This is a genomic window from Streptomyces sp. NPDC096193 (genome assembly GCF_040302905.1).
Taxonomy (GTDB): domain Bacteria; phylum Actinomycetota; class Actinomycetes; order Streptomycetales; family Streptomycetaceae; genus Streptomyces.
Genome location: NZ_JBEOSJ010000008.1, coordinates 78,464 through 91,134, shown reverse-complemented (window position 1 = coordinate 91,134; position 12,671 = coordinate 78,464). Strand labels below are relative to the sequence as shown.

Annotated in this window: 10 protein-coding genes; 2 read left to right on the top strand and 8 right to left on the bottom strand. The window is 71.2% G+C overall.

Annotated features, from left to right (window positions below):
• Positions 1–81: 81 nt before the first annotated feature.
• A complete protein-coding gene (locus ABTX78_RS14555; RefSeq protein ID WP_352207146.1) occupies positions 82–1,113 on the bottom strand; it encodes an LLM class flavin-dependent oxidoreductase in 1,032 nt (343 codons plus the stop codon).
• 213 nt (positions 1,114–1,326) lie between these two features.
• Between ABTX78_RS14555 and ABTX78_RS14550 the strand changes: the two genes are divergently transcribed.
• Positions 1,327–1,656: an Rv1322 family protein gene (locus ABTX78_RS14550; RefSeq protein ID WP_352207145.1), complete on the top strand. Its 330-nt coding sequence runs from the start codon at positions 1,327–1,329 to the stop codon at positions 1,654–1,656.
• A 5-nt stretch (positions 1,657–1,661) separates the two neighbouring features.
• Here ABTX78_RS14550 and ABTX78_RS14545 read toward each other — a convergent pair whose 3' ends face one another.
• The 3 genes from ABTX78_RS14545 to ABTX78_RS14535 all read right to left on the bottom strand — a co-directional run bounded on the left by ABTX78_RS14545 (position 1,662) and on the right by ABTX78_RS14535 (position 4,655).
• Positions 1,662–2,498 (bottom strand): ABC transporter permease, encoded by an 837-nt coding sequence (locus ABTX78_RS14545; RefSeq protein WP_352207144.1) that lies wholly within the window; start codon positions 2,496–2,498, stop codon positions 1,662–1,664.
• Positions 2,495–3,664, bottom strand: coding sequence for an ABC transporter ATP-binding protein (locus ABTX78_RS14540; RefSeq protein ID WP_352207143.1), 1,170 nt, complete (start codon positions 3,662–3,664; stop codon positions 2,495–2,497). Before ABTX78_RS14540 ends, ABTX78_RS14545 begins: the two co-directional genes overlap by 4 nt.
• Before the next feature lie 115 nt (positions 3,665–3,779).
• On the bottom strand, positions 3,780–4,655 hold the full coding sequence (locus ABTX78_RS14535) for a hypothetical protein (RefSeq protein ID WP_352207142.1): 876 nt from the start codon (positions 4,653–4,655) through the stop codon (positions 3,780–3,782).
• Between the two features lie 269 nt (positions 4,656–4,924).
• Here ABTX78_RS14535 and ABTX78_RS14530 point away from each other — a divergent pair, with 269 nt between their 5' ends.
• Positions 4,925–5,851 (top strand): hypothetical protein, encoded by a 927-nt coding sequence (locus ABTX78_RS14530; protein ID WP_352207141.1) that lies wholly within the window; start codon positions 4,925–4,927, stop codon positions 5,849–5,851.
• Here the strand turns inward: ABTX78_RS14530 and ABTX78_RS14525 are convergent.
• From ABTX78_RS14525 to scy, 4 genes are all read right to left on the bottom strand, one after another.
• A complete protein-coding gene (locus ABTX78_RS14525) occupies positions 5,784–6,563 on the bottom strand; it encodes an ABC transporter permease (protein WP_352207140.1) in 780 nt (259 codons plus the stop codon). The two genes, ABTX78_RS14530 and ABTX78_RS14525, sit on opposite strands and share 68 nt — an antisense overlap.
• A gap of 3 nt (positions 6,564–6,566) precedes the next feature.
• Positions 6,567–7,550, bottom strand: a complete 984-nt coding sequence (locus ABTX78_RS14520; protein ID WP_352207139.1) for an ABC transporter ATP-binding protein — start codon at positions 7,548–7,550, stop codon at positions 6,567–6,569.
• A 185-nt stretch (positions 7,551–7,735) separates the two neighbouring features.
• Positions 7,736–8,671, bottom strand: coding sequence for a coiled-coil domain-containing protein (locus tag ABTX78_RS14515; protein ID WP_352207138.1), 936 nt, complete (start codon positions 8,669–8,671; stop codon positions 7,736–7,738).
• 114 nt (positions 8,672–8,785) lie between these two features.
• The gene (gene scy, locus ABTX78_RS14510; RefSeq protein WP_352207137.1) at positions 8,786–12,619 is read right to left on the bottom strand and encodes a polarized growth protein Scy; all 3,834 of its coding nucleotides are present in this window, start codon (positions 12,617–12,619) and stop codon (positions 8,786–8,788) included.
• Between the last annotated feature and the right edge of the window lie 52 nt (positions 12,620–12,671).

The following is a 12,671-nucleotide window of genomic DNA, read 5'->3' as shown; positions in this document are numbered from 1 at the left end:
CTCCTTTGCTGCCGCTCCGCACCGCAGGAGGTGCAACTGGTGCCGGAGCGGCAGCATGCCCGGGACGCGGCGCGTCCCGGCTCACGACACCAGGGGCAGGACCTCCTCGCCCAGCCGTCGTACGTTCTCCTCCGTGGCCGCCAGATCGCCCGAGCCCTCGACGAGCAGAGCGAACCGCCGGATGCCCGTGCGCTCGGCGGTGGCCGCGAGCCGGTCCGCGGCGAACCGGGGCGAGCCCACCGGGTGCAGCCCGCACAGCAGTTCCGTGTACGCGACGGGGTCCCGCATCGAGCGGTGCCTGCCGTCGACCGTGACATGAGCCTCCAGGCCCTGCTTGAGCCAGCCCGGCATCGCCTTCAGCAACGTCTCCCTGGCCTCCGGGCCGCGGTCCGCGATCTGCGCCACGCCCGCGGACACATGACCGGCCTGAGCGACCTCCTCGGGCGCGTGGCCCGCCGCGAGGGCAAGCCGACGCCACATGGCGACCATGTCCGCCTTCTCCTCGTCCCCGCAGTGCATTCCGAGCAGCATCGGCAGGCCGCGCTCGGCGGCGAGGGTGACGCTCCTCGGGGACGTACAGGCGACGACCACTTCGGGACCCTTCGGAGGGCCGCCGAACAGTTCGTCGGGCCGGGGCACCACCGGCACCTCGCGGAAGCTGAACCGCTCCCCGCGGGTGCCGACGCTGGCCTCGCGCAGCCAACGCATCAGCAGATCCAGCGATTCGGGGAAGTCCTTCTCGTACGCGTCGAGGCCCGATCCGAAGACCTCCAGGTCGACCCACGGCCCGCCGCGTCCCACACCGAGGGAGAAGCGCCCGCCGCTGGTCAGATGCAGCAGCGCGGCCTGCTCGCCGAGCGCCACGGGGTGCACGCTGGGGAGCACGGTGACCGCCGTGCCCACGCGGATTCTCTCCGTACGACCGAGCAGCAGCGCGGCGAGCGTCACGGCCGAGGGACACACTCCGTACGGCACGAAGTGGTGCTCGGCCACCCAGACGGAATCCAGCCCGGACTTCTCCGCGACCTCGGCGGATCGCACTGCCCGGTGCAGTGCCTCCCCCTGTCCCTGGCCCGGGAATTGGGCCGCCAGAACGAAAGTTCCCACGCGCATCGCCTTGTGCCTCCTTGCGGCCGACGCGTCACTCCCCCCAGTGGCAATAACGTCTGACACGTGCCATAGGCACGGCCAGGACTGAAGTTGTTGCGATTTTCCGGTAACTGCCGTCCGGTGGCTGCCACCGTCTCACGTCGCCGGGACGAGTACCCCGGTCTTCGGGCCGTAGGCTGGACGGGAACTGTCCGGACTTGCCCCGTGAGGTGTCACGTGTCCCCGCGCCGCAACCGCCCCAAGGGCGGCGAGAACCCGTCCGCGCCGCCCGGTGAGCCGGGTGAGAGGTACGGCGGCTTCGGTCGCAGCGAGGAATGGCGGGGCGAGGACTGGTTGGTCCGCCACGTCGCCGGCGCAAGTGCCGCCGGCAAGCGGTACCGGTGTCCGGGCTGCGACCAGGAGATCCCCTCCGCCGTGCCGCACGTGGTCGCCTGGCCGGAGCACGGCGGCGTCGAGGACCGGCGGCACTGGCACAAAGCCTGCTGGAACGCGAAGGACCGCCGCACCTCCAGGGTGCAGCGGTCCCGTAACGCGCCGAGATACTGAGCCGGTCAGACGTCGCGGCTGCGCAGCACGGCGAACGCGCCGACCATCGCCGCGGTGGTCAGACCGAGCATGATCCACACCGGCTGCCAGCCGGTCGGGCCGTCGCCGTTGCCCGAGGCGGCCTCGCCGTAGATGCCGATGAGCTGGCTCGGGATCGCGTACTGGAGCAGGAATTCCTGCACGTCGCTGAGCGACGGCGAGAACATGAACATGGCCGCGACCAGCGGCAGCAGCATCACGCCGATCATGATGGTGATCGCGCCCGCCGAGTGCCGGATCATGCCGCCGACGGCCAGCGACAGCAGGCCGAGCAGGGCGACGAACAGGCCCACGCCGATGGTGGCGCGGAGCCACTCCGCGCCGCTCGCCTCGGTCGAATCGATCATCGACGTCTGGATCGCCGCGACGAGCGTGGCGAGGACCGTCGTCAGGGTGAAGACGAGCAGGAAGAACACGATCGCCTTCGCGGCGAGCACCCTGCCCCGGCTCGGGCAGGCCGTCAGCGTCGTACGGATCATGCCGGTGCCGTACTCGGACGCGATGGTCAGCACACCCAGCGTCATGACGCAGATCGTGCTGAGCAGCACCCCGAAGAAGCCGAACCCGAGCGCCGACTGGTCCTCCAGGTCGACCTCGTTGGCGGAGACGATCGCGGCGATGCCGAGGCCGATGCCGAGCATCAGCAGGATCATCACGCCCAGCGTCCACAGGGTGGAGCGCACGGAGCGGATCTTCGTCCACTCGGAGGCCAGCGCGTCGCCGAGGTGGGCCTTGCGCACGGGGATCGGCGAGACGTACGAGCTCGGGGCGTACGGGGCCTGCTGCTGGTAGGGCGTGGTCATCGGGCGTCCTCGGGCTTGGTCAGGTCGGCGGGAACGGCGGCCGGGGGAGCGACGGGCGGCGCGGCGGGAGCGGGCTGCGCGGGGGCGCCGGGCGTCGCGGCCGCGTAGGGGTTGTCGCTCACGGGGCCGGCCGGATGGGCGCCGGGCGGCGGCGGGGCGTACCAGCCCTGCTGCGGCACGTCCGGGACCTGCTGCGGCTGCGGTGCGTACCCGAGCTGCTGCGGCTGCATCAGGCCGGCTTTCTGGTCGTCCGTCGAGCGGTAGTCCACCGCCCCCTGCGTCATCCGCATGTACGCCTCCTCCAGCGAGGCCTGGTGCGGCGAGAGCTCCCACAGCCGGACGTCCGAGGCGTGCGCCAGATCACTGATCCGCGGGAGGGGGAGCCCGGTGACCCGCAGCGCCCCGTCGGGCTCCGAGAGGACGCTGCCGCCCGCCTCGGTGAGCGCGGCCGACAGCTTCTCGCGCTGCTGCGGCTCGGTGTGCGGCGTACGCACCCGCGCGAAGTCCGCGGAGTTCGCCGAGATGAAGTCCTTGACGCTCATGTCCGAGAGCAGCTGGCCCCGGCCGATCACGATCAGGTGGTCGGCGGTCACCGCCATCTCGCTCATCAGATGCGAGGAGACGAAGACCGTACGGCCCTCGGCGGCGAGCTGCTTCATCAGGTTGCGGACCCAGAGGATGCCCTCCGGGTCGAGACCGTTGACCGGCTCGTCGAAGAGCAGCACCTGGGGGTCGCCGAGCAGCGCGGCCGCGATGCCGAGCCGCTGGCCCATACCCAGCGAGAAGCCCTTGGAACGCCGCTTGGCGACCTCCTGGAGGCCCACGACGCCGAGGACCTCGTCCACGCGGCGGGCCGGGATGCCGGACAGCTGGGCGAGGGACAGCAGGTGGTTGCGCGCGCTGCGCCCGCCGTGCACGGCCTTGGCGTCCAGCAGGGCACCGACCTGCCGTGGCGCGTTCGGCACCTGCCGGAAGGGGGCGCCGCAGACCGTGACGGTGCCGGCCGTCGGGTTGTCGAGCCCGAGGATCATCCGCATCGTCGTCGACTTGCCGGCACCGTTGGGCCCGAGGAACCCGGTGACGGCGCCGGGCCGTACCTGGAAGGAAAGGTTGTACACGGCTGTCTTGGCGCCGTAGCGCTTCGTCAGGCCGACTGCCTCGATCATTCTCCAGCCCCATCGACTTTCGGTCGTCGGGCATAGGCCGCCAGGCCGCACGCCCCCGTAAGAGTTAGGAGGATATCCGTGCCTTGACGGTTCCGGCCAAGTCGTAACGCTCCGGCTACGACGGCAGGGAGTCGCCGAGCGGCGGCAGATCGTCGTAGAGCCGCAGCTCGGCGGAGTCGTCGAGGTAGGGCAGGAAGTCCGTCTGCGGCAGCACCCAGCCCTCGGATCCGAAGATCCGGGTCCCTTCCTCACGCAGCGCCCGGTCGGCGCCGGCCTTCTTCACCCAGCTCGCCGGGTCGGGGCCGAGCAGCTCCCGCAGCCGGTGAGACTGCGCGAGAAGTGCGGCGAGCAGCTCGGACTGGTCGCCGCCACCGCGCCGGGGAGTGCCGTCGGGCCCCGCGAGGACGCCATGGGCGCTGAAGTAGATGTAGGCGCCGCTCAGGCGCTCGCCGGACGGCATGATCATGGGGAACTCGTCACCCGGCAGTATGGCCCGCCGGTAGTCGGGGAACTCCGTGTCGTCGACGGCCTTCAGCTGCGTGGAATCCATCCAGGCGACGACCAGGACGGCGGAGGCGTCGCGGGCGACGTACGGCGTGCCCGCCACATAACCGGCCGGACTGATGTGCCCCGAGCACCCCACCCCGATGCCTCCCACCCGCACCGGCACCATGGGAACCGTCGCAGGGATGCCGAGCCGGGTGAGCTTGTGACTGACCTGCCCAGGCGAGGCGTTGGACCCCACGGCGACCACTGGGTGACGGCGGCCGGTCACCACCTGGCCGAGGTCGGACAGCGCCTGGTCGAGACGGTGCCGCTGTGCCTGCTCCTCGACGTACCACTCACCGAGTCGCAGGGGACGGACGTCCAGCTGCAGCAGTTCGTTGCCGGTGAGCAGGGACGGTTCCGGGGTGGGGCGGCCCGGGTACGTCAGCGGTTCCCTCGCCGGCACGCCGTCCAGACCCAGGGCTTCGAGGCTTCGGTCCTTCACGGGAGACGCCCTTCGCGGTTGATCACGTGTACGGAGCAGAGCCTTCCATGGCACATCTACCCCGGCCGAGCCTACGGGACGCCCCGCCGTGCCATGGTTGGCCCGAGGATAGAGCGGGCAGGTAGCTTTCTCCTTCTGCTGAACTCGACACCGGGGGGCGTCAGTTGAAGTTGTTGCGGGTGTGGCCGCGGAGCCGTCGATCGCATCCGCGGTATCGGACGTCGGTTCGCTGGTGGATCGCCGGGCGCACCGTCCACGCGCTGTTCCTGATGACGCTGAGCGCCCTGACGCTGCTTGCCGCCGCCATCGCGGTCGTGTGGACGCTGACCGAGAAGTCCCCCCGCAGCGTTTCCGAGCGGCTGAGCGACGGCGAAGGTTTGCTCAACCTCGCGCTGGAGGCGCTACGGGCCTGCGTGGGCACGGACAGCCTCAGCCCTGAACACGACAGCTCGGCGCATCAGTTGTTGGCGACGATCGCCTCCCTGACCGGGGCGCTGGCGCCCGCGGTGGTACTCGGTATCGTGCTGATCAAGCTGTTCGCCCTGCGGCCGTTCGTCTGGCGGCGGCGGGCGAGCGTCTCGCACGCCTGGGCCGCGGACTTCCCCGGGTACGCGCGGATGCACGCGGAGAGCGAGAACGCCATCATCGCGGTCCGCTTCTACAACCACCTCGACAACCTCTCGGTCGTCGATCTGAAGGCCCGGGTCCATCTGCGCTATCTGGAGCGCTCGCCGCACGACGGCAGTCTGGTGATCTACAAGAAGTGGCTCCGGGTGCTGGACGAGAAGGGGGAGCCGGCCGACGAGCGCTCCTGGCTCGCGGTGGAGCGCGGAGCGCCGTTCACGGTGTGGATCCCGGTCGACGCTCCCGTGCCGCAGCTGCCTGTCGCCGAGATCCAGGGCAAGGACCTCTCCCGTTCCCACGGGGCGAAGCTCCTTGTGCGGCTGACCGCCCGGACCGTCGGCATGGGCACCGAAGTCGTCGACGAGCGCTGGTTCGACCTCGGCGGCGACGACTTCGAGACCGGCCGCTTCGTGCCGCTGGAGCCGAACCTCGACAAGGACGTCTGGACATGGCGCGGCTGGCGCGACTTCGACCGGCTGCTGCCCGAGGGGGACGATCCGCCCGCTAGGCGTCCCTCTTCTTCAGTACCAGATAGCCGCCGATCAGCGCCGCCACCACCCAGAGCACCATGATGCCGAGCCCCGCCCACGGGCCGTAGGGCGCCTTGTCGCTGCCCATCGCGTCCGGGACCACCTGCATGATCTTGGAGCCGGCCTGGTCGGGGAAGTAGCGGGCGACGTCCTTGGCCTTGGGGACCGAGGCGAGGATCTGCGAGACCAGGAAGAAGAACGGCATCAGGATGCCGAGCGAGAGCATCGAGCTGCGCAGCATCGTCGCGACCGCCATGGAGAACAGCGCGATGAGGCCCATGTAGAGACCGCCGCCGACGACCGCGCGCAGGACGTTGTCCGCGCCGATCGTCGTCCGGTGCTCGCCCAGCAGCGCCTGGCCGAGGAAGAAGGCCACGAAGCTCGTCGCGAGGCCCACCACGAGCGCCAGCACCGTGGCCACCGCGAGCTTGCTGAAGAGGAACGTCGCGCGCTGCGGTACGGCGGCGAGCGAGGTGCGGATCATGCCGGAGCTGTACTCCGTGCCCACCACCAGCACTCCGAAGACCACCATCGCCAACTGCCCCAGGATCATTCCGGAGAAGCTGATGAAGGTCGGGTCGAACGTGAGCTGCTCCTCGGGGGACAGATCGTCGAACGTCGAGGCCAGCAGCGCGCTGAGCGCGGCTCCCATCGCGACGGTGACCGCGAACGCGCACACCAGCGTCCAGGTCGTCGACGCCACCGTACGGATCTTGGTCCACTCGGACTGCAGGACCGCGGGCACCGAGGCCATGGGTCAGGCTCCCTTGCTGCTCTGGTAGCTCTGGCCCCACTGGGGGCCCGGTGGGGCCGCGGTTGGCTGCGGGCCCTCGGACGTGCCGTGTGCGTGGTACTCCACCGCACCCGCGGTCATCTGCATGAAGGCTTCCTCCAGCGATGCGCGCTGGGAGCTCAGTTCATGCAGAACGATCTGGTGCCGGGCGGCCAGTTCACCGAGCTCCTCGGGACCGGTGCCGTCGATCTCCAGCGTGCCGTTTCCCGATTCGACCGCGACGAAACCCGATTCATGGAGCACATCGCGAAGTCGCTCCTGCTGCGGCGAGCGCATCCGTACATAACTCCGGGAGTTCTCCTGGATGAAAGCCGCCATCGATGTGTCGGCCAGCAGCTTGCCCTGTCCGATCACGATCAAGTGATCGGCGGTCAGGGCCATTTCGCTCATCAGATGCGAGGAGACGAAGATCGTGCGACCTTCTGACGCAAGAGTCTTCATCAGATTGCGGATCCAGTGAATTCCCTCGGGGTCCAGACCGTTGACCGGTTCGTCGAACATCAAGATCTCCGGGTCACCGAGCAGGGCCGACGCGATTCCCAGCCGCTGGCCCATACCGAGCGAGAAGCCCTTCGACTTCTTCCTCGCCACCGCGGTCAGCCCGACGACATCGAGGACCTGCGAGACGCGCGCCGCCGGGATGCGGTTCGCCTGGGCCAGGCACAGCAGGTTGTTGTACGCGGTCCGGCCGCCGTGCATGGCCTTGGCGTCCAGCAGCGCGCCGATGTACTTCAGGGGTTCGTCGAGATCCCGGTAGTGCTTGCCGTCGATCCGTACGGTGCCGCTCGTCGGGTTGTCGAGGTCGAGCATCATCCGCATCGTCGTCGACTTGCCCGCCCCGTTGGGACCGAGGAACCCGGTCACCATCCCCGGCCTGACCTGAAACGAAAGATGGTCGACGGCGACCTTGCTGCCGAAGCGCTTGGTGAGGCCCTCAAGCTCGATCATGCGGCCACGCTAAGGGCCGTGGATGGCGTGCGCCACCGGGCGGAAGGGACTTTTTCGCGGCCGTCGAGCACACGACGGGCGAACACGCGAGTGCCCGGCACCCATCGGGGCGCCGGGCACTCGCGGTACGGCGTACGTCGCCTGAGCGGGGCTCAGGAAACCGGGCCGTCCTGGGTCGTGTCCGCCTAGCGGGACTGCTGCGCCGGGACGCCGCGGGAGATCGGCTCGTCGTCGGGGGTGCCGGCCGCGGCCACGGCGGCACCGGTCAGCGTGGCCAGCATCTCGCGGACGTTGGTCAGCTGCGCGTTGATCGAGTCGCGGCGGTTGGTGAGCGCCGCCAGCTCGCGCTCCGATTCGCTGCGGATCCGGTCGGCCTTGGCGTTCGCGTCGGCCACGATGTCCTCGGCCTGGCGCTGCGCCGTCTCCACCGTCTGACGGGCACGGCGCTCCGCGTCCGTACGCAGCTTCTCGGCCTCCAGCCGCAGCTGCTCGGCGCGGTGCTCGATCTCCGCCAGGCGCTTCTCGGCCTTCGCCTGACGCGAGGCCAGGTCGCGCTCGGACTGCTCGCGGCGCTTGGCCAGGTTCGTCTCGAAGTCCGCGGCGGCCTGGGCGGCCTTGGCGCGGGTCTCCTCGAAGAGCGCGTCGGCCTCCTCGCGCTTGGACTGCGCGTCCTTCTGCGCCTCGCTGCGCAGCGTGGAGGCGTCGCCCTTCGCCTTCTCGACGATCCGGACGCCTTCGTCCTCGGCCTTGGCCTTGCGCTCGGCCGCGAACGACTCGGCGTCGTTCCGCACCTGCTGCGCGGCGGACTCGGCCAGCTCACGGTGCTGCTCGGACGCGCGACGGGCCTCCTCGCGCAGGTCCTTCGCCTCCTCCTCGGCGAGGCGGAGGATCTTCTCGACGCGCGCACCGAGACCGGCGTACGACGGCTCTGCGTCGCTGACCTGGGCCTGGGCGTTCTGCGTCTCGAGGTGGAGCTCCTCGATGCGCTTTTCCAGAGAGGTGATTCGGGCCAGAGCACTATCACGGTCGGCGACGAGCTTGGTAATGCGGTCGTCCACCTGACCGCGGTCGTAACCACGCCGCACGAGCTCGAAGCCGAAGGGGGAGGATGTGTCGCTCATGGGGTTCCTGTCGAATGAGACCGGTGAGGTGATAGGGGGAATCCTAGGGGCCGAAGCGGCGTGTCATCGAGCGGATGCCCGTTTGATCTGGAGAATGTCCAGCCTTTTGAGTGGCTAGCTCTCGTGGGACTTGCCACTCGAACGTGTAACCCCTGCTGTTGCACCCGCTTTGACGCCGCCGTCCTTGCCCCCGCCCGGCGCCTCGAAAGACTCCAACGCCTCGAGTACGTCCTGGACACGGGAAATCTCCGCCTGAATGTCCTCGCGCCGGCGCACCAGCACATCGAGCTCACGCTGCCCCTCGCTGACCAGACGCTCGGCCTCGGCCTCCGCGTCCGCCTTGATCCGCTCCGCCTCACGGGTCAGCTCGGCCTTCTTCTGCTCGGCCTCCTTCAGGAGGCCCTCGGCCTTCCTCACCGCGGCGATACGGACCTTGCCGGCCTCCGAATTCGCCTCCGACACCAGCTCCTTGGCCTTCGCCTCGGCCTCGGCCTGCTGCTCCGTCGCCGCCTTCACCAGCTGGTCGACGCGCTCGCCCGCCGTCTTCATCTGCTCGGACGTCTCCCGCCGCGCCCGCTCGTGCAGCTCGTCGATCTCGGTCTCGATGCGGGTGCGCAGCTCCTCGGCGCGCTCCCTTATGGCGGCGGCGTCCCGGCGTGCTCCGACGAGCAGTTCATCGGCGTCCGTCCGGGCCTTCTCCACCCGGGAGTTGCCCTCGACGGTCGCCTCGGCGACCAGCCGCTCGGCCTCGGTGCGCGCCGCGCCGACCATCGTGTCGGCCTGCTCCTCGGCCTCCAGCGCGGCGCGCAGCGCCTCTTCCTGCGCCTTGTTGATGAGCTGGTCGGCCTGCTCGGCGGCGTCCGCGCGGCGCTTCGCCGAGGCATCGCGTGCCTCGTCGACGGTCCGGTCGGCCTCCTGGCGGGCCTCGTTGCGCATGCGCTCGGCCTCGGCCTCCGCCTCCGCCTTGACCTTCTGGGCCTCGGCCCGGATGCGCTCGGCGGCCTGCTGGGCCGAGCCCACCGTCTCCGCCGCCTCGGCGCGCAGCCGCTCCGCCTCGCTGCTCGCCTCGTTGATGAGCTGGTCGGCCTGCTCGGCGGCGTCCGCCCGGCGCTTGTCGGCGGCCCGCCGTGCCTCGTCGAGGATGCCGTCGCTCTCGGAACGGACCCGCTCCGACTCGTTCGTCGCCTCGCCGATCAGACGGTCCGCCTGGGTGGCCGCCTCGGAACGGATGCGGTTGGCGTCCTCGCGTGCCTCGGCGCGGGCGCGGGCCGCGTCCTGCTCGGCGGAGGCGACGGCGTCCGACGCCTCCGTCCGCATCCGCAGCACATACTCCTGGGTGTCGGCCCGCAGCCGGTCCGACTCGGTGATCGCTTCGGTGACGGTCCGTTCGGCGAGCGCGTTCGCCGCGTCCGTCTCTTCCTGGGCCCGCGTGCGCAGCCGGGCCGCGTCCTCGGCCGCGCGCTCGCGCTCGGCGTGCGCGTCCGTACGGACCCGGTCCGCCTCGTCCTGCGCCTCGGACCTGGTGCGTTCCGCCGCGTGCTCGGCGGCGGAGCGCAGACCGGCGATCTCCTGCTCGGCCTGCTCGTGCAGCCCCTGGACGGAATCGCGTACCTGCTTGGCGGTCTGCTCGGCCGCGGCGACCATCTCGGTCGCACGCCGGTCGGCCTCCTCCACGAGCCGGTGCGCCTCGGTCTGCGCCTCCTCGACGCGGTTGCGGGCGGACGCGAGGAGTTCCTCGCTCTGCTCACGGGCGCGCTCGCGCTCCTGGTCCGCCTCGGCGCGCGCGGACTCGAGGATCTCCGCGGCCTCACGACGACGGCGTACGGCCTCCTCCTGGGCCGCGCCGAGTGCCTCGGCGGCCTCGGCGGCCACCCGGTCGGCGGCGGCGGCCGCCTCGGCACGCAGCCGGTCGGCGGTGTCCTGCGCCTCGTTCTTGAGCCGCTCGGCCTCGCTCGCCGCGTCGCTGCGCAGCCGTACCGCGATGTTCTCGGCCTCGGCGCGGGTCGTGGAGGCGTCGGCCGCGGCCTCGGTGCGCAGCCGCTCGGCCTCCTGCTCGGCCTGGGCCTGGAGCGTACGGATCCGCTCGGCGGCCTCGGCGCGCAGCCGCTCGGTCTCCTCGGCGGCCTCGCGGCGGATGCGCTCGCCCTCGGCACGCGAGTCGGTCAGATTCTGCTCGGCGGACGCGAGACGCGCCTCGGCCTCGGTGTGCAGACGCCGCAGTTCGGCGGCGGCCTCCTGCTGACGGGCCGCCACCCCGCGCTCGGTCTCCTCGCGCACGGCCTCGGCGGCCTGCTCGGCCGCGGCCCGGACGGAGTCCGCCTGCTCCTCCGCCTCCACCCGCAGCCGCTCGGCCTCGGCGCGGGTGCGCTCCAGGGTCTCCTCGGCCTGCCGGCGCAGCGTCGTCGCGCGCTCGATGGCCTCGGTGCGTACGCGCTCGCTTTCACTGCTCGCGCCCGAGCGCAGTTCGTCGGCGTCCGCGCGGGCCTTGGTGAGCAGATCCTCGGCGGTACTGGCCGCCTCCTCGATCTGCTGGACGGCCTCCCGGCGGGCCTCGCCGCGGATGCGCTCACCCTCGGCGACGGCCTCGGCGCGCAGCTGCTCGGCCTCGCCGCGCAGCCGGCGCGCCTCCTCCTGCAGTTCGACCGTCTTGGCGCGGTACTCCTTGGTGTCGTCCTTGGCCGCGCCCTTGAGCTGGTCGGCCTGCTCGGCGGCCTCGCCGCGCAGCCGGTCCGCCTCGGCCTCGGCCTCGCGCCGGATCCGCTCGGCCTCCTCGCCCGCCTTGCGGGTGGTCTCCCGGGCGTCGTCGGAGGCCTTGGTCAGGACCTCCTCGGCGGTACGCGCCGCCTTCGCGAGCTGGGCGGCGGAGTCCTCCGCCACGGACGCGCGAGCCTTCTCCGCGGCGGCGGCGACGACCTTCTCGGCCTCCGCGCGGGCGTCGGCGAGCGCCTGCTCGGCCTCCGCCTTGAGCGCCTCGGACTCGGTGGTGGCCTCGGCGACCAGCCGGGCGATCTCGGCCTTCGCCGTGCGGGTGCGCTGCTCGTTGACCGAATCGGCGGACGCCAGCTGCTTGGCCGCCGCGTCCTTGGCCTCGGTGACCAGCTTCTCGGCCTCCGCGCGGGACTCGCGCAGCTTCTCCTCGGCCTCCTGTATCCGCTGTTCGGCCGAGCGGCTCAGCTCAGCGGCCTGCTGGCGAGCCTGGTCGGACTCGGCGGTGGTGGAGGTCCGCAGCTGCTCGGCGTGGCTGGTGGCCTCCTGGGCCTGGTTGGACGCGGCGTTCAGCAGCCGTTCGGCGTCCTTGCGGGCGCGCAGCAGGATCGCCTCGGCCTCCGCGCGGGCCGACTCGGCCTCGGATCCGAGGCGCCGGCCGGCCTCCTCGGCGACCCGGGCGGCCTCCGCGCGAGCGGCGGCCAGCGCCTGCTCGGCCTCGGCGCGGGATTCCTCGAGGAGCCGGCGGGCCTGTGCCTCGGTACGGGCGCGCAGCTGCTCCGCCCAGGCGACGTTCTCGTTGACGTGGGCCTCGACGGTCTGGCGGCGCTCGGCCAGCTCCTGATCCAGGCGCTGGCGGCGCTGGTTCGCCTCGGTGTGCAGCTCGGCCTGGAGACGGGCCTGGTGCTCGGCGTGCTCCTGGAGGATGCGCTGCGTCTGGGCGCGGACGTCGCGCAGTTCGCGCTCGGCGTCCGTCCTGAGCTGATCCGCCTGGATCTGCGCGTTCCGGAGCAACTGCTCGGCCTGGTAGCCGAGGTCCGCACTGTCGTACGCCGGACGGGAGGCGAGACTGCGTCGCGCCTCGTGGAGCTTGGCGCGCAACACCTCGACCTGGTAGCCGAGGTCTTCGGCATGCTGGACGGCCTTCTCCCGCTCGGTCTTCAGCCGGTCCATCTCGGCTTCGAACCGCGAGAGGTGGTCGTCGTCAGCTCGGTGGCTCTCCTGGCGTTCGTAGCCCCGCACTGCGCGGTCCCATCCGTCCCCTGGTCGCAACTCTCTCCAAACGAGCACCGTT